This window comes from Kingella oralis, assembly GCF_014054985.1.
Classification (GTDB): domain Bacteria; phylum Pseudomonadota; class Gammaproteobacteria; order Burkholderiales; family Neisseriaceae; genus Kingella_B; species Kingella_B oralis.
This window is the reverse complement of sequence record NZ_CP059569.1, coordinates 356,135-371,072: the sequence shown is the minus strand read 5'-3', so window position 1 is coordinate 371,072 and position 14,938 is coordinate 356,135. Positions and strand designations below refer to the sequence as shown.

Annotated in this window: 16 protein-coding genes; 10 read left to right on the top strand and 6 right to left on the bottom strand. The window is 57.9% G+C overall.

Annotation, left to right across the window (positions count from 1 at the left end; translation table 11 throughout):
• Positions 1 to 293 precede the first annotated feature (293 nt).
• Positions 294 to 1,262: a KpsF/GutQ family sugar-phosphate isomerase gene (locus tag H3L93_RS01935; protein WP_003797536.1), complete on the top strand. Its 969-nt coding sequence runs from the start codon at positions 294 to 296 to the stop codon at positions 1,260 to 1,262.
• 141 nt (positions 1,263 to 1,403) lie between these two features.
• A complete protein-coding gene (locus tag H3L93_RS01930) occupies positions 1,404 to 1,997 on the top strand; it encodes a Rossmann-fold NAD(P)-binding domain-containing protein (protein WP_003797539.1) in 594 nt (197 codons plus the stop codon).
• 48 nt (positions 1,998 to 2,045) lie between these two features.
• Here the strand turns inward: H3L93_RS01930 and H3L93_RS13270 are convergent, their stop codons facing one another.
• The 3 genes from H3L93_RS13270 to H3L93_RS01920 all read right to left on the bottom strand — a co-directional run bounded on the left by H3L93_RS13270 (position 2,046) and on the right by H3L93_RS01920 (position 3,290).
• Positions 2,046 to 2,171, bottom strand: a complete 126-nt coding sequence (locus H3L93_RS13270) for a hypothetical protein (RefSeq protein WP_281365022.1) — start codon at positions 2,169 to 2,171, stop codon at positions 2,046 to 2,048.
• Positions 2,128 to 2,553, bottom strand: coding sequence for a hypothetical protein (locus H3L93_RS01925; protein ID WP_182077697.1), 426 nt, complete (start codon positions 2,551 to 2,553; stop codon positions 2,128 to 2,130). Before H3L93_RS01925 ends, H3L93_RS13270 begins: the two co-directional genes overlap by 44 nt.
• Positions 2,554 to 2,828: 275 nt before the next feature.
• A complete protein-coding gene (locus tag H3L93_RS01920; RefSeq protein ID WP_003797545.1) occupies positions 2,829 to 3,290 on the bottom strand; it encodes a low molecular weight protein-tyrosine-phosphatase in 462 nt (153 codons plus the stop codon).
• 119 nt (positions 3,291 to 3,409) lie between these two features.
• Here H3L93_RS01920 and dapD point away from each other — a divergent pair, with 119 nt between their 5' ends.
• The 6 genes from dapD (at position 3,410) to H3L93_RS01890 (ending at position 8,756) form a co-directional block, all read left to right on the top strand.
• Positions 3,410 to 4,231, top strand: coding sequence for a 2,3,4,5-tetrahydropyridine-2,6-dicarboxylate N-succinyltransferase (gene dapD, locus H3L93_RS01915; RefSeq protein WP_003797550.1), 822 nt, complete (start codon positions 3,410 to 3,412; stop codon positions 4,229 to 4,231).
• Between the two features lie 86 nt (positions 4,232 to 4,317).
• A complete protein-coding gene (truA, locus tag H3L93_RS01910) occupies positions 4,318 to 5,100 on the top strand; it encodes a tRNA pseudouridine(38-40) synthase TruA (protein ID WP_003797552.1) in 783 nt (260 codons plus the stop codon).
• Positions 5,101 to 5,206: 106 nt separating this feature from the next.
• Entirely contained in the window at positions 5,207 to 5,662 is a 456-nt protein-coding gene (locus tag H3L93_RS01905) for a DUF441 domain-containing protein (protein ID WP_003797555.1), read from the top strand.
• Between the two features lie 72 nt (positions 5,663 to 5,734).
• Positions 5,735 to 6,913, top strand: a complete 1,179-nt coding sequence (gene hemW, locus H3L93_RS01900; protein ID WP_003797557.1) for a radical SAM family heme chaperone HemW — start codon at positions 5,735 to 5,737, stop codon at positions 6,911 to 6,913.
• Between the two features lie 210 nt (positions 6,914 to 7,123).
• A complete protein-coding gene (locus H3L93_RS01895) occupies positions 7,124 to 7,300 on the top strand; it encodes a hypothetical protein (RefSeq protein WP_155803182.1) in 177 nt (58 codons plus the stop codon).
• A 64-nt stretch (positions 7,301 to 7,364) separates the two neighbouring features.
• A complete protein-coding gene (locus H3L93_RS01890; protein ID WP_182077696.1) occupies positions 7,365 to 8,756 on the top strand; it encodes a DHA2 family efflux MFS transporter permease subunit in 1,392 nt (463 codons plus the stop codon).
• A gap of 189 nt (positions 8,757 to 8,945) precedes the next feature.
• Here H3L93_RS01890 and rarD read toward each other — a convergent pair whose 3' ends face one another.
• A complete protein-coding gene (gene rarD, locus H3L93_RS01885) occupies positions 8,946 to 9,851 on the bottom strand; it encodes an EamA family transporter RarD (protein ID WP_003797562.1) in 906 nt (301 codons plus the stop codon).
• A gap of 158 nt (positions 9,852 to 10,009) precedes the next feature.
• On the opposite strand from rarD, the gene H3L93_RS01880 reads away from it, so the two are divergent.
• Positions 10,010 to 10,807 carry an inositol monophosphatase family protein gene (locus H3L93_RS01880; protein ID WP_003797563.1) on the top strand — a complete coding sequence of 266 codons (798 nt, stop codon included), beginning with the start codon at positions 10,010 to 10,012 and terminating at the stop codon, positions 10,805 to 10,807.
• Between the two features lie 99 nt (positions 10,808 to 10,906).
• Here H3L93_RS01880 and aat read toward each other — a convergent pair whose 3' ends face one another.
• Both aat and H3L93_RS01870 read right to left on the bottom strand, forming a co-directional pair.
• On the bottom strand, positions 10,907 to 11,641 hold the full coding sequence (aat, locus tag H3L93_RS01875; protein ID WP_003797564.1) for a leucyl/phenylalanyl-tRNA--protein transferase: 735 nt from the start codon (positions 11,639 to 11,641) through the stop codon (positions 10,907 to 10,909).
• Positions 11,642 to 11,700: 59 nt separating this feature from the next.
• Positions 11,701 to 11,874: a hypothetical protein gene (locus H3L93_RS01870; RefSeq protein ID WP_155803183.1), complete on the bottom strand. Its 174-nt coding sequence runs from the start codon at positions 11,872 to 11,874 to the stop codon at positions 11,701 to 11,703.
• Between the two features lie 215 nt (positions 11,875 to 12,089).
• On the opposite strand from H3L93_RS01870, the gene glnE reads away from it, so the two are divergent.
• The gene (gene glnE, locus H3L93_RS01865) at positions 12,090 to 14,789 is read left to right on the top strand and encodes a bifunctional [glutamate--ammonia ligase]-adenylyl-L-tyrosine phosphorylase/[glutamate--ammonia-ligase] adenylyltransferase (protein WP_003797566.1); all 2,700 of its coding nucleotides are present in this window, start codon (positions 12,090 to 12,092) and stop codon (positions 14,787 to 14,789) included.
• Positions 14,790 to 14,938: the final 149 nt, after the last annotated feature.

The following is a 14,938-nucleotide window of genomic DNA, read 5'->3' as shown; positions in this document are numbered from 1 at the left end:
TTCCTATCTCCAAAATTATAGGAAAATCACTGTTTTACGGTGATTTCGTTATTATCATCCAGCCGTTGTATTCATACAATATTATTTTTTAGGCATAGGCTCTAATCTACGCTATATGGTTGTTTTGCTTTTGATTTTTTGCGGGCGAATTTTTGCTAAACTGTTGTGATAAAATCTTGTTTTTAGTCAAATAATTCTCATTTGGAACAGCAGATTGGTGTATAGCAAATGATATTAAGTTTCGCTAACGCTATTTGGTGGTTTTAAACGAATGGATATAAATAGAGGTAGCAATGGTTCATCAGTATCTTTTATGGGCGCGCGAGGCGTTGGCAAGCGAGGCGGCGGCGATTGGGGAAGTATCGGCGGGGCTGGGGGCGGATTTTGTGCGCGCGGCGGAGGCGGTGTTGGCTTGCCGCGGGCGGGTGATTGTAACGGGCATGGGCAAATCGGGGCATATCGGGCGCAAAATGGCGGCAACGCTGGCTTCCACGGGCACGCCTGCGTTTTTTGTGCACCCTGCCGAGGCGGCGCATGGCGATTTGGGGATGATTGTGGATGGCGATGTGGTGCTGGCGTTGTCCAATTCGGGCGAGAGCGATGAGATTTTGGCGATTTTGCCGGCGTTAAAGCGCAAGGACACGGTGTTGATTGGGGTGTCGTCGAACGCGCAATCCAGTTTGGCGCGGTTTGCCGACATTCATATTCGGGCGGCAGTGTCGCACGAGGCTTGCCCGCTCAACCTTGCGCCCACTTCCAGCACCACGGCGGTGTTGGCGCTGGGCGATGCGTTGGCGATTGTGCTGCTGCAAGCGCGGCGTTTTACTTCGGAAGATTTTGCGTTGAGCCATCCTGCGGGCAGCTTGGGGCGGCGTTTGCTGCTCACGGTGGGCGATTTGATGCACTCGGGCGCGGAACTGCCTGCGGTGGCGGAGCGAACGCTGCTGAAATCGGCGATTGTTACCATGAGCGAAAAGGGCTTGGGGATGCTGGCGGTGGTGGACGTTTCAGGCTGCCTGAAAGGCGTGCTAACGGATGGGGATTTGCGCCGTTTGTTTGAACAGCGCGATTCGTTTGCAGGGCTTACGGTGAACGATGTGATGAAGCGCGAGCCGAAATTTATCGCACCCGATAAACTGGCGAGCGAAGCTTTGCGCATGATGCAAGAGAAGCGGATTGGCGGGCTATTGGTGTGCGATGAAGGGATGCATTTGGTGGGCGCGTTGAATATGCACGATTTGCTTAAAGCGCGCGTGGTTTAAGGGTTTTCAGGCTGCCTATGATGAGCATTAAGGCAGCCTAAAAAACGGAATACGATTTCTGTGAACAAGATAGGATGAACGATACAGGCACTGATACTCGGCGCAACGGGCGCAACAGGACAAGCACTCACGCAGCAGCTTTTGGCGGATGCGCGTTTTCAATCGGTAGCGGTTTTTGCACGCCGCGATCTAGCGTTGGCGCACGATAAACTCACCACGCATATTGTGGATTTTCGGCAGCCTGAAACATGGCAAGACAAGGTGCGCGGCGATGTGTTGTTTTCTTGCTTGGGTACAACCATCAAAGCTGCGGGCAGCCAAGAAGCGATGTGGGCGATTGACCACGATTTGCAGCTTGCCTTTGCCCAAGCTGCGCAACGCAACGGCGTGTCGCGTTATGTGTTGGTGTCGGCGCAGATGGCGGATGCCAACGCCCACGCGTTTTATTCGCGCATGAAAGGCGTGTTGGAGCAGGCGGTAACGGCGTTGGGCTTTGCACACACGGCGATTTTGCGCCCGCCTGTGCTGTTGCGCCCCGATAGCGATCGCGCGGGGGAAATTTGGGCGACAAAAGCGTTGGCGGTGTTTAATGCGCTGGGCTTGCTGCGCGCGTATCAACCGCTGCGGGTGGAAGATTTGGCGGCGGCGATGATTGCGGCAAGCCTGCGCGATGAACGGCTGCGGATTTGGGAAGCGCGGGAGATTCGGGACGTGTTGTTGGCACAGGCAGCCTGAAACGCCGTCCCGCCCCGTTCAACCAGCAGCCGCAAAAAAACACGGTCATCATCCGATAACCGTGTTTTTGTGTTGCGCCGCGCCCGACAAACGCGCCAAACGGTGTTTCAGGCTGCCTAAGCGCGCGGTTTTACCACCCGCCACGATAACGGCGAGGGCGGCGGCGATAGCCATCGTCATAATCGCGGTAACGGCGGTAGCCGTTGCCATAGCGCATATCAATGCGGGTGTTGTCGTTGCCCCAGCCGTAGCGGATATTGAAGCCGTTGTCGGAATCGAAGGTGTAGCCGTAATCTCGGTAGCGGCGATTGTCGCGGCGGTAATCATCATAATCGCGGTAACGGCGGTCGTAGCGATCATAACGGTCGTAGCGGCGGTCGTAGCGATAGTCGTCATCGTATCGCCCGCGCCGTTCGTATGCGCGGTCGCTGCGATCAATGCCTATTCTGCTGCGGTCAAGCTCAATTCTGGGGCTGTCGTCGCCGTAATACATTAATTCTGCGCTGGCGGCGGTGGCGAGCGTGCCCAGTAGCAAGGCGAATAGGATTTTTTTCATCGTGCGTCCTTTCGGAAAAATGGGGGTGCTTTGAATAACCACGGCGGGCATTGCGGCGAACTGCGTCTTTATCGCAAAACCTGCGTTTGCAATCATCGTGTGCTTGTAAACGCAGGTTTTAACAGCAAAAGGGGGCAAACAACGCCCGCCAAAGTTATCCAAAAGCGGTTTTATTTTAGCGCAAGCCGTTTTCAGGCTGCCTGAAAATTACATTTCATTACGCGGGATAACGTTCAGCCTTGCGCCATAAACCGCTTGATTGCGCCCATTTGCCGCTACATTTCGCCCTGTTGCAGCCGCGTGAGCAGCACATCGCAGCAGGCGGTAAGAATATCGCGCGTTTCGTTGAAATTGCCTGTGTACCACGGGTCGGGAACGTGGTCGTAGCCGCTGCCTTTGGGCAACAGGTCGGTGATTTTGAAGATTTTTTCAGGCTGCCTGCCGAAGAATTTTTCGGCATCGCGCAAATTGCTGTCGTCCATCACGATTAAGTAATCGTAGTCGTTCAAATCGCTTTTTTTGATTTTGCGGCTGACAAAATCTTGCGAGGCGATGCCCAGTCCGTCCAACACGTCGGCTGTGCCGCAGTGCATCCCTTCGCCGTCGTGCCAGCCTGATGTGCCTGCGCTGGCGGTGTGCACGGGGATGCCGCGCTCGGCCGCCATGCTGCGGAAAAGGTATTCTGCCATCGGCGAGCGGCAGATGTTGCCCAAACAGATAAAGAGGATTTTTTTCATCACGCGGTTTCCTAAATGCAAAATAGTTGGCATAAATTGTAAATGTATTTAAGGCAGCCTGAAAAACCTTTTTGCGCTACAATCGTGGCTTTCTTGCTCAACTTCATAAGGATAAAGCCATGTCTTTGCAACAGATTATTGAAACCGCTTTTGAAAACCGCGCCGAAATCACGCCTGCCAATGTGCAGCCCGAGGTGAAAGAGGCGGTGCTGGAAACCATGCGCCAGCTAGACAACGGCTCGCTGCGCGTGGCAGAACGCCGCGGCGTGGGCGATTGGTTGGTGAACGAATGGGCGAAAAAGGCGGTGTTGCTGTCGTTTCGCATTCAAGACAACGAATTGGCGGATGATGGCGTGAACCGTTATTTTGACAAAGTGCCGACCAAGTTTGCCAACTGGTCGCAGGCGGATTTTCAGGCTGCCGGTTTTCGCGCCGTGCCTGGGGCGATTGCGCGCCGCGGCAGCTTTGTGGCGAAAAATGCGGTGTTGATGCCGTCTTATGTGAATATTGGCGCGTATGTGGACGAAGGCACGATGGTGGACACTTGGGTTACGGTGGGCTCGTGCGCGCAAATCGGCAAAAACGTGCATTTGAGCGGCGGCGTGGGCATTGGCGGCGTGTTGGAGCCGTTGCAAGCTGCGCCCACGATTATTGAGGACAACTGCTTTATCGGCGCGCGCAGCGAGATTGTGGAAGGCGTGGTGGTGGAAGAAGGCAGCGTGATTTCCATGGGCGTGTTCATCGGGCAATCCACCAAAATTTACGACCGCGAAACGGGCGAAATTCATTATGGGCGCGTGCCTGCTGGCTCGGTGGTGGTTTCAGGCAGCCTGCCCAGCAAAGATGGCTCGCATAGCTTGTATTGCGCGGTGATTGTGAAAAAAGTGGACGCGAAAACGCGCGCCAAAACCAGCGTGAATGAATTGTTGCGCGGGGTTTAATCTTTTGCGCTTTGCTGTTTGATTGTTTTCAGGCTGCCTTACCGCGTTGAGGCAGCCTGAAAATTATTTTTACCCCCATTCCCACCATGACCCGCTACGCCCTTACCCTATCCTACAACGGCAGCGCCTTTTTCGGCTTCCAAAAGCAAGCCGCTGGCATCCCCACCATTCAAACCGCGCTGGAACACGCCCTCGCGCAAATCGCGGGCGAGCCTGTCGCCATCACCGCCGCGGGGCGCACCGACACAGGCGTGCACGCCACGGCGCAGGTGGTGCATTTTGACAGCCACGCCACGCGCCCGCTCACGGCTTGGGTGCGCGGCGTGAACGCGCATTTGCCCGATGGCATCGCCGTATTGCACGCCCAAGCCGTTGCGCCCGATTTTCACGCGCGCTTTGATGCCTGCGGACGGCATTACCGCTATCTGCTGCAATCTGCGCCTGTGCGCTCACCGTTGCTGGTGGGGCGGGCGGGCTGGACGCACTATCCGCTGGATATGGCTGCCATGCAAAAAGCGGCGGCTTTGCTGCTAGGCGAACACGATTTTTCCAGCTTCCGCGCCGCCGAGTGTCAAGCCAAATCGCCCGTGAAAACGGTGTATGCGATTGCGTTTTCAGGCTGCCCTAGCTTCATCAAAATAGATTTTCACGCCAATGCGTTTTTGCATCATATGGTGCGCAATATTGTGGGCGCGTTGGTGTATGTGGGCTGCGGGCGGCTGGCGGTGGGCGAGTTTGCCGAAATGTTTGCCGCGCAAAGCCGCTTGACCGCGCCGCCCACGTTTATGGCGGATGGCTTGTATTTCACGGGCGTGGACTATCCTGAAAAATGGGGCATTAGGCAGCCTGAAATGCCTGAATGGTTGTGAAGCGGTTGATGGGTTTTCAGGCTGCCTCACCATTATCCGAATAACCGCGTCCCGCCACGCAAATCGGTTTACAATCGCCCCTTCCCCTTTCAGGCAGCCTGAAAACATGAACTGGACATTCAACCCCGTTAGCATCTTGCTGATTGTGTTTATCGCGCTGGGCTATTTCAGCAAAAACGGCGCAATTTGGATTTCTGCCAGCGTGTTACTGGTGGTGCAACAAACCGTGCTCACGCGCTATTTGCCGCAAGCCGACCGCCCGCTGATTAGCTTGGGCATTTTGATTTTAACCATCGGCATTCTTGCGCCGCTGGTATCGGGCAAAGTGCAATTGCCGCCTGTTTCCCAACTGTTTGACCTGAAACTGCTGGTTGCCGTGCTCACCGGCATTTTTGTGGCGTGGCTGGCGGGGCGCGGCATCGGCGTGATGCAGTCGCAGCCCAACCTGATTATCGGCCTGCTGGTGGGCACGGTGATTGGGGTAACGTTTTTCAACGGCATCCCTGTTGGGCCGCTGATTGCAGGCGGGTTGCTGTCGCTGATTTTTATGAACAACAAATAACCGTTTTCAGGCTGCCTTGTGCCAACAACCCAGAGGCAGCCTGAAAACCTGTAAACAAACTTAAACCCCATCATGCAACTCACCCCCCTATTCCAACCCACTCCGCTCACATCGCTGCCCCCGCTCTCGCTCTACATCCACATCCCGTGGTGCATCCAAAAATGCCCCTATTGCGATTTCAACTCGCACAAAATCAAAACCACGCTAGACGAGCGCAGCTACATCCAAGCGCTGATTGCCGACTTGGAAACCGAGCTGCCGCACATCTGGGGTCGCCCGATAGAAACCATCTTCATCGGCGGCGGCACGCCCAGCGTGTTCAGCGCACAAGCCATCGACAGCCTGCTATCCGCCATCCGCGCGCGCGTGAAAATCCAGCCCGAAGCCGAAATCACACTGGAAGCCAACCCCGGCACCTTTGAGCGCGAAAAATTCCAAGGCTTCAAAGAAGCAGGCATCAACCGCCTGTCCATCGGCGTGCAAAGTTTTAACGATGCCCACCTTGCCGCCATCGGGCGCATCCACAACGCCGCCGAAGCACATGCCGCCATCGCCGCCGCCGTGCAGATTTTTGAGCGCGTGAACATAGATTTAATGTATGCCCTGCCGCATCAAACCCCCGCCCAAGCCCAAGCCGATGCGCAAGCTGCCATCGCCCACGGCACCACCCACATCAGCGCCTACCACCTCACGCTAGAACCCAACACCCCATTCGGGCACACCCCGCCGCAAGGCATCCCCGACAGCGAAAGCGCGCAAGACATCGAAGACGCGGTGCACGCCGCCCTCGCCGCCGCAGGCTACGCCCAATACGAAACCAGCGCGTTTGCCACCGCCCCCAGCCAACGCGCCCGCCACAACCTCAACTACTGGCAATTTGGCGACTACATCGGCATCGGCGCAGGCGCGCACGGCAAAATCAGCTACCACAGCCACATAGAACGCACCAGTCGCAGCCGCCACCCCAGCGAATACCTTGCCGCCATGCAAACGCAGCCTGAGGCAGCCATCCGCCGCCAGCCCATCGCCGCGCAAGATTTAGCAGGCGAATTTATGATGAACGCCCTGCGCCTAATCGACGGCGTGCCCAGCGCTTTCCTGCCCGAGCGCACCGGCATCAACGCCGCCCAAATCAGCCGCGCCATCCAGACCGCGCAACAAAAAGGGCTGCTGGACGGCAACCCGCTGTATTTCCGCCCTACCCCGCTCGGGCAGCGGTTTTTGAATGATTTGATTGGATTGTTTTTGTGAATGGCATGGCGCGGGGATAGTGTTCGCATTGTGAGGCAGCCTGAAAACGAGTGAAGCGCGTTTCAGCGAAGCTAAAACATTGTTAGCGGCTGTTTTTCGCTTTTTCAGGCTGCCTATTGCACTCTGGCAATGTTGCCTAAACGATTTCATCCTTGTAAACACGATGGCGCAGATTAAAGGCAGCCTGAAAACACAGTTCAGCGTAGCCAAATGGAACAGCAACGGCTCGTCGCCACCACATCGCGCGTAGAATTAGGAGTGGCGCATCGTTTTCCCGAAAATGTCGGCGAGCCGCCAACACACCATCTATCGGCTGTTGATAGAATAAACAAAGGCAGCCTGAAAACGAACGCAGCGAGTTTCAGCGAAGCTAAAACGTTTTTTTAACCGCCATTTTAGGTTTTCAGGCTGCCTCACTTGCCCCGCCCCCAAATCCCCAATAAAGCCAACCATGACCCCCCAACCCGCCCCCCACCGCCTGCTCCCCCTGCTCCTTGCCACCGCCGTCTTTATGCACATGCTGGACGCCACCGTGCTCAACACCGCGCTGCCCACCATGGCAGCCGACCTGCACGAATCGCCGCTGCAAATGCAATCCGCCGTGGTTTCCTACGCGCTCACGCTTGCGCTGCTGATGCCGTTAAGCGGCTGGTTGAGCGACCGCTTCGGCATCCGCCAAGTGTTTTTTGGCGCGATGCTGGTTTTTGTGCTCGGCTCCGCCCTGTGCGCCGCCGCCGCCAACTTGCCGTTGCTGGTTGCCGCACGCGTGGTGCAAGGCATTGGCGGCGCGATGATGACCCCCGTGCCGCGCTTGGTGATGGTGCGCGCCTACGACAAAACCCAGTTGATTAACATGATGAATTATGTGGTGATGCCCGCGCTCATCGGCCCAATTATTGGCCCGATTGTGGGCGGCTACTTGGTGGAATACGCTTCTTGGCATTGGATTTTTTTGATTAACCTGCCCGTGGGGCTGGCGGCGGCGTATCTCACGCTCAAAATCATGCCCGTGTTCCCGCCCGTTGCCGCGCCGCGCCAGTTTGATTTGGCGGGGTTTCTGCTATTCGGCATGGGCGCGGTGGGGCTGAGCGTGGCGGTGGAAACGCTGCAACGCGCCGATGAAGCATGGCTGGCGGGCAGCCTGATACTGCTGGGCATCGCCTCGCTGGCGGGCTATGTGTGGCACGCCAAGCGTACCGATGCGCCGTTGTACGACAAAAACCTGCTCAAAGTCCGCACCTACCGCTTGGGGCTGCTGGGCAACCTGTCGGGGCGCATCGGCATGAGTTCGCTGCCGTTTATTCTGCCCCTGCTGCTGCAAGTGGGCTTTGGGCACAGCGCCACCGTGTCGGGCTGGGCGTTAGCGCCGATTGCCGCCGCGTCTATTTTCGCCAAATCGCTGGTAAAACCGCTGGTTACGCGCTTTGGCTACCGCAAAATGCTGATGAGCAACACCGTTATCATCGGCGCGATGATTATGCTGCTGGCTCTGCCCAACGCCCACACGCCGCTTTGGCTGCTCACGCCGCTGCTGCTGCTTTTGGGCGCGTGCAACTCCATTCAGTTTACCGGCATGAACACCATCACGCTGGCGGATGTGCGCCCCTACCAAGCCGCCAGCGGCACAAGCCTGATGTCGGTAAACCAACAGCTTGCCGTGGGATTCGGCACCGCCATCAGCGCGGCTTTGCTGCATTATTTCTCATCGCTGCCCGCCGTTTCGGGCAACGTGCAAACCGCGTTTCGCTGCACCTTTTTGGCGATTGGCGGCTTTACCTTGTTTTCGGGCTTGATTTTCGCGCGACTGCATCGGCTGGATGGCGAAAATTTGATTGAGCGGTAGGCAAGGATGCGAACCAAGGCAGCCTGAAAACGAGCGAAGCGGGTTTCTCGCCATTTGCTCGTTTTCAGGCTGCCTTTGCAACAACCATAGGGAACGTCGGCGTTCGTTGCCAACGCGCCATCATCAGTTCCAACCAGCCGCACACGCCCCAAACCATACAACGGCAGCCTGAAACCGCATCCCCCGTTTTCAGGCTGCCTTTTCCCGTTTCATCTGCAACCCAACGCCATACAAAAACACCAGCACGCCCAGCCACACCAAGCCGTAGCCTATCAGCCGCGCCCCGCTCAATTGCTCGCCAAACGCCAGCCCCAGCAGCAGCTGCGCGGTGGGCGACAAATTTTGCAAAATGCCCAGCAGCGACAGCGTAATCCGCTTGGCGGCGGCGGCAAAGGCAAGCAGCGGCAGCGTGGTGGCGGCGCCCGATGCGAACAGCACGGTTTTTTGCAACGGCGTCAGCTCGCCGAACACCAGCGTGTTTTGCATGCCGCACCATGCCAAATAGCCCAGCGCAAACGGCAGCAGCATCAACGTTTCCAGCGTGAGCCCCGCCAGCGGCGGCATGGGCGCGAGCTTGCGCACCGCGCCGTAAAACCCGAACGAAAACGCCAGAAACAGCGAAATCCACGGGATTTGCCCCGCAGGCACCGCCAGCCAAGCGATGCCCGCCAATGCCAGCGCGATGGCGGCGATTTGCCACGCATTAAGCCGCTCTTTAAACAGCACAAAGCCCAACAGCACGTTAAACAGCGGGTTGATAAAGTAGCCCAAGCTCGCTTCCACCACATGATGGTGCACAATCGCCCAAAGATAAATCAGCCAGTTTGCCGCAATCAGCAGCGACGACAGCGCAAACATCGCCAGAACTTTGGGCTGCCTGAACGCGACAACCAACGCCCTGCCCTGCGAAAACGCCAGCAGCAGCGCCAACGCAAACACGCTGGACCACACAATGCGTTGCGCCAAAATTTGTTCCGCAGGCATGGCGGAATGGTTGAGCGGATACCAAAACAGGGGGAACAAGCCCCAAATGCCGTAGCAAGCCAATGCCAGCCAGATGCCTTTGCGTTGTTCGGATAGGGTGGATAGAGACATAGCCAAATCGCCAAAAAAGCGCAATGGTACGCCTGCGCGGCGATAGCCGTAAAGCGGCAAAATCCGTATAATCCGCGCTTCGCTCTTTAACTGATTTCACTAAATGCGGCAGCCTGAAACCGTTTTCAGGCTGCCTCATCATCTCAATAGGAAACCCCATGGCCCAACAACTCAACCCCGCGCTCAACGTTGCATTCAAAGCCGCCCGCAAGGCAGGCGACATGATGCTGCGCGCCAGCAACAATCTTTCCAGCATCCGCGTCGACAACAAAGCGTTTAACGATTTCGTTTCCGAAGTGGACCGCCAATCCGAAGCCATCATCATCGAAACCTTGCAGGAAGCCTATCCGCACCACCGCATTTTGTCGGAAGAAGCGGGCGTATTGGGCAACGAGCGCGCCGAATTTGAATGGATTATTGACCCGCTGGATGGCACCACCAACTATCTGCACGGGCATCCGCAATACGCCATCAGCATCGCGCTGCTGGAAAAAGGCGTGTTAAAAGAAGCGCTGGTTTACGCGCCCGCCCGCAACGACCTGTACACCGCATCGCGCGGACAAGGCGCATTGCTCAACGACCGCCGTATCCGCGTATCCAGCCGCGTGGAGCTAAGTCAATGCTTGATTGGTACAGGCTTCCCCGTGGTAGAGCAATCCATGCTGGATACATATCTTGCTATTTTAAAAGCCTTTATTGAAAAAACCGCAGGTGCACGCCGCGAAGGCGCAGCATCGCTGGATTTATGCGCCCTCGCCGCTGGGCGCGTGGACGGCTTTTTTGAGTTCAACTTAAAACCGTGGGACATTGCCGCAGGCGCGTTGATTGTGCAAGAAGCGGGCGGCATCGTTACCGATATGCACGGCGAGCAGACTTGGCTGGAAACGGGCGACATTGTGGCGGCGAACCCCAAAGTGCTGGCGCAGATGCTGCGGATTATTGGCGCGCACGTTTAACGCCTTATCCGCCGCCATCGTGCAAACATGTTTTCAGGCTGCCTTATCTCGCGTAGGGCAGCCTGAAATCCGTTATCGCCAACCATGCAGCAAGCTATTTCAGGCTGCCTCATTCTCCGCCGCCACCCCGCGCCCAATCTCCCGCGCCAACGCCACCTCGTTCCACTCGCCCAACTGCGCCCGAAACGCCTCAAACGGCATCAACTGCGAGCCGAAACGCGCCAAATGCGCCGTGTCCTGCTGGCAGTCAATCAGGCGGATGCCGCAGCGCGCCAGAAACGGCACGGCGCAGGCAAAGGCGATTTTGGACGCATCGGCGCGGCGGGCAAACATGGATTCGCCGTAAAACACGCTGCCGATTTGCACGCCGTACAGCCCGCCCGCCAGATGCCACCGCCCCGCCGCGTCGGGCAGCCAGCATTCAAAGCTGTGCGCGTGTCCCAAGCGGTGCAGCGCGGTGTAGGCAGCCTGAAAATCGGGCGTAATCCAAGTGCCGCCCTGCTCGGCGCGGGGGATTTGCGCGCAGGCGGCAATCACTTCGGCAAAACAGGCGTTCACGCTGACGCGGTAGCTTTTGCGGCGCAGGGTTTTGGCGAGCGAACGCCCGATGTGCAGCCGCTCGGGCAACAGCACGGCGCGGGGATGCTGCGCAAACCAGTAAAACAAGCCGTGCTCGCTGAACCACGGGAAAACGCCCTTGCGGTACGCCGCCAGCAGCATTTCAGGCGTGAGCGCGTCGCTGACGCAAACCAAACCGTCGTGCTTGTCGTGCGCGGGGGAATATTCGGGGAAAACGGGGCGGGCGGCGGAAATAAAGGGGATGGGGTTGGGCATGGTTGGCGTTGGGGTGGAATAATGGTTTTCAGGCTGCATTTTAACGTTTTCAGGCTGCCTTAGGATGGGTGGGCAGCCTGAAAATGGAGTGGCAACGGCTCGCCGCCAAGCGGGGGTTGAACTGAATGGTATGGGTTGCCGAGATACCGGCGAGCCGCCAACGCCCCATTGCGGGTTTTCAGGCTGCCTTTGTTCACACGATAAGGCAGCCTGAAAACCAATCTATCCGGCAAAGAACCGTTTGGTAAAACACCGAGCGGTTTTGTTGTTTCAGGCTGCCTCATCCAAACAATAAAGCAGCCTGAAACACCACAATGGCGTACCGGCGATTATCCAATGGCGAACCGCCGCTGCGCCCTTTCGCTTCACTGCACGCCATTTCAGGCTGCCTCACCCCGCCCCGAAACTGCTAAAATCCCCGCACCCCATCACTCCCCACCACCCCGCCATGCTCAACACCGCCGCCCCCTTTTCCCCTTGGCTGCAACGCCAACTCGCCAACCAAACCCTCAACCTAGACATCCTAACCCAATGGCTGCCGCGCCCGCTCACGCCCAACGATTACGCCCAATTTGCCCACTGGCAACAGCTGCAAGCCGATGGCAACGAAGCCGAAATCGCCCGTCAGCTTCGCATCCTGCGCCGCCATGTGCTCGCCCACATCATCGCGCGCGACATCAACCGCCAATCCCCCCTCGCCGAAGTAACCCGCACCATCACCCAATTCGCCGACTTCGCTATCAACACCGCGCTGGATTACGCCCACGCCCACTATCAAGCCCTCTACGGCACACCAATCGGGCGGCACAGCGGCGCGGCGCAGCATTTGACCGTCATCGCCATGGGCAAAGCAGGCGGCTACGAGCTCAACGTCTCCTCCGACATAGACCTCATCTTCATCTACCCCGAAAGCGGCGACACCGACGGCAAACGCGAGCGCAGCAACCAAGAATTCTTCACCAAAGTGGGGCAGAAACTCATCGCCCTGTTGGGCGACATCACCGCCGACGGGCAAGTGTTCCGCGTGGATATGCGCCTGCGCCCCGACGGCGACAGCGGCGCGCTGGTGGCCAGCGAAACCGCGCTGGAACAATACCTCATCACCCAAGGGCGCGAATGGGAACGCTACGCATGGTGCAAAGCTCGCATCGTAACGCCCCATGCCAACGACATCGCCGCGCTGGTGCGCCCCTTCGTGTTCCGCAAATATTTGGACTACAACGCCTACCACGCCATGCGCGAGCTACACCGCCAAATCAAGCAAGAAGTGCAAAAGCGCGGCATGGAACACAACATCAAGCTCGGCGCGGGCGGCATCCGCGAAATCGAATTTATCGCCCAAATTTTCCAAATGATACGCGGCGGGCAAAACCCCGGCCTGCAATTGAAAGGCACGCAAGAGACGCTGGCGAAACTGGGCGAGCTGGGCATCCTGCCCGAAGACACCGTCGCCCGACTGCTCGCCGCCTACCGCTTCCTGCGCGACACGGAACACCGCCTGCAATACTGGGACGACCAGCAAACCCAAACCCTGCCCGACAATCCCGAACAGCAAACCCAACTCGCCATCAGCATGGGCTTTGCCGACTACACCGCCTTTTTAGGCAGCCTGAAAACCCAACGCGATTTTGTAAACCAACAGTTCAACCAAATCCTCAACCCGCCCGAGCAGCCCGACAGCGAAGCGCAACACCCGCTTGCCGAGCTGTGGGACAACGCCGCCCCCAATCGGCAGCCTGAAAACGGGCGTGGCGAATTTCGGCGCAGCCAAAACGAGCTAGCCGCGCTGGGCTACACCGACAGCGCCCGCATCGCCGAACGCCTCGCCCACATTCGCCAAGGCAGCAAATACCGCCAACTCTCCGCCCAAGCCCAGCCGCGCTTTGATGCCATCGTCCCCCGCATGATAGAAGCCGCCGCCCGCCGCCCCAACCCCGATGCCACGCTGCTGCGCCTGCTGGACTTTCTCGACACCGTCAGCCGCCGCTCCGCCTACCTCGCCTTTTTGCAGCAATACCCCGCCGCGCTCAACCAAGTCGCCGAGCTGATGTCGCAAAGCGCGTGGGCAGCCGAATACCTGCGCCAACACCCCATTTTGTTAGACGAACTCCTATCTGCCCAACTGATGCAGCCCTTAGACTGGGCAGCGTTAGAAAACGAACTTTCAGGCAGCTTAAACGCCCAAGACGACACCGAAAGCAAAATGGACACCCTGCGCCGCTTCCAACACGCGCAAACCTTCCGCCTGTTGGTGCAAGACCTCGCCGGGCAGTGGACAGTCGAAGCCCTGAGCGACGAACTCTCGCGCCTTGCCGACATCGTCTTGCGCCAAACCCTGCACCACGCATGGCACAGCATCCCCAAAATCCACCGCCCCGACCCGCAATTCATCATCATCGGCTACGGCAAGCTCGGCGGCAAAGAACTCGGCTACACCTCCGATTTAGACCTCGTGTATCTGTATGACGACCCCCACCCCGAAGCCGCCAGCCTCTACACCAAACTCGCCCGCCGCCTGACCACATGGTTATCCAGCAGCACAGGCGCAGGCAGCCTTTACGAACTGGACCTGCGCCTGCGCCCCAACGGCGACAGCGGCTTCCTGGTCCACAGCCTCGCCGCCTACACCCAATACCAGCAGCAAAACGCATGGACATGGGAACACCAATCGCTCACCCGCGCCCGCTACATCTGCGGCAGCGAAGAGCTCGGCGCACAATTTGAACAACTGCGCCGCCAAATCATCGCCCAACCGCGCAACATAGGCAGCCTGAAAAGCGACATCCTCGCCATGCGCCACAAAATCACCGCCACCCACCCCGCCGATGATGAAAACGTCAAATACGCGCGCGGCGGCGTGGTGGACGTAGAATTTATCGTGCAATACCTCGTGCTGGTCCACAGCCATGAAGCCCCCGAGCTGCTGGAAAACTACGGCAACATCGCCCTGCTGGGCATGGCAGCGCAGCGCGGCTTTATCCCCGCCGAGCAAGCCCGCGCCGCCCAAAACGCCTACCGCCGCTACCGCCAAATCCAACACAACAAAAAACTGCGCGACCTCGCCCGCGCCGCCGTAAACGAAATCCTGCTCGCCGATTATCAGGCGGTGAAAACGCTGTGGGCGGCGGTGTTCGGGGAAGCGGTTTAATTTGTTTTCTATGCCGAAGGCAGCCTGAAACCATCCTCCTATTTTCAGGCTGCCTAACGCTTCACAACTGTTTGATGCTGCTGCCCCTCCCCTACGTCCAGCCGAACGGAGCATCCTTTTTTCGGGAACAAGCGTGCGCTTGTTCGACG

Excerpts from the sequence above, each read along its gene's own strand:
- H3L93_RS01935 (WP_003797536.1), top strand. The coding sequence starts at position 294 with ATGGTTCATCAGTATCTTTTATGGGCGCGCGAGGCGTTGGCAAGCGAG.
- H3L93_RS13270 (WP_281365022.1), bottom strand. The coding sequence starts at position 2,171 with ATGGCTATCGCCGCCGCCCTCGCCGTTATCGTGGCGGGTGGTAAAACC.
- H3L93_RS01925 (WP_182077697.1), bottom strand. The coding sequence starts at position 2,553 with ATGAAAAAAATCCTATTCGCCTTGCTACTGGGCACGCTCGCCACCGCC.
- H3L93_RS01920 (WP_003797545.1), bottom strand. The coding sequence starts at position 3,290 with ATGAAAAAAATCCTCTTTATCTGTTTGGGCAACATCTGCCGCTCGCCG.
- dapD (WP_003797550.1), top strand. The coding sequence starts at position 3,410 with ATGTCTTTGCAACAGATTATTGAAACCGCTTTTGAAAACCGCGCCGAA.
- truA (WP_003797552.1), top strand. The coding sequence starts at position 4,318 with ATGACCCGCTACGCCCTTACCCTATCCTACAACGGCAGCGCCTTTTTC.
- H3L93_RS01905 (WP_003797555.1), top strand. The coding sequence starts at position 5,207 with ATGAACTGGACATTCAACCCCGTTAGCATCTTGCTGATTGTGTTTATC.
- hemW (WP_003797557.1), top strand. The coding sequence starts at position 5,735 with ATGCAACTCACCCCCCTATTCCAACCCACTCCGCTCACATCGCTGCCC.
- H3L93_RS01895 (WP_155803182.1), top strand. The coding sequence starts at position 7,124 with ATGGAACAGCAACGGCTCGTCGCCACCACATCGCGCGTAGAATTAGGA.
- H3L93_RS01890 (WP_182077696.1), top strand. The coding sequence starts at position 7,365 with ATGACCCCCCAACCCGCCCCCCACCGCCTGCTCCCCCTGCTCCTTGCC.
- rarD (WP_003797562.1), bottom strand. The coding sequence starts at position 9,851 with ATGTCTCTATCCACCCTATCCGAACAACGCAAAGGCATCTGGCTGGCA.
- H3L93_RS01880 (WP_003797563.1), top strand. The coding sequence starts at position 10,010 with ATGGCCCAACAACTCAACCCCGCGCTCAACGTTGCATTCAAAGCCGCC.
- aat (WP_003797564.1), bottom strand. The coding sequence starts at position 11,641 with ATGCCCAACCCCATCCCCTTTATTTCCGCCGCCCGCCCCGTTTTCCCC.
- glnE (WP_003797566.1), top strand. The coding sequence starts at position 12,090 with ATGCTCAACACCGCCGCCCCCTTTTCCCCTTGGCTGCAACGCCAACTC.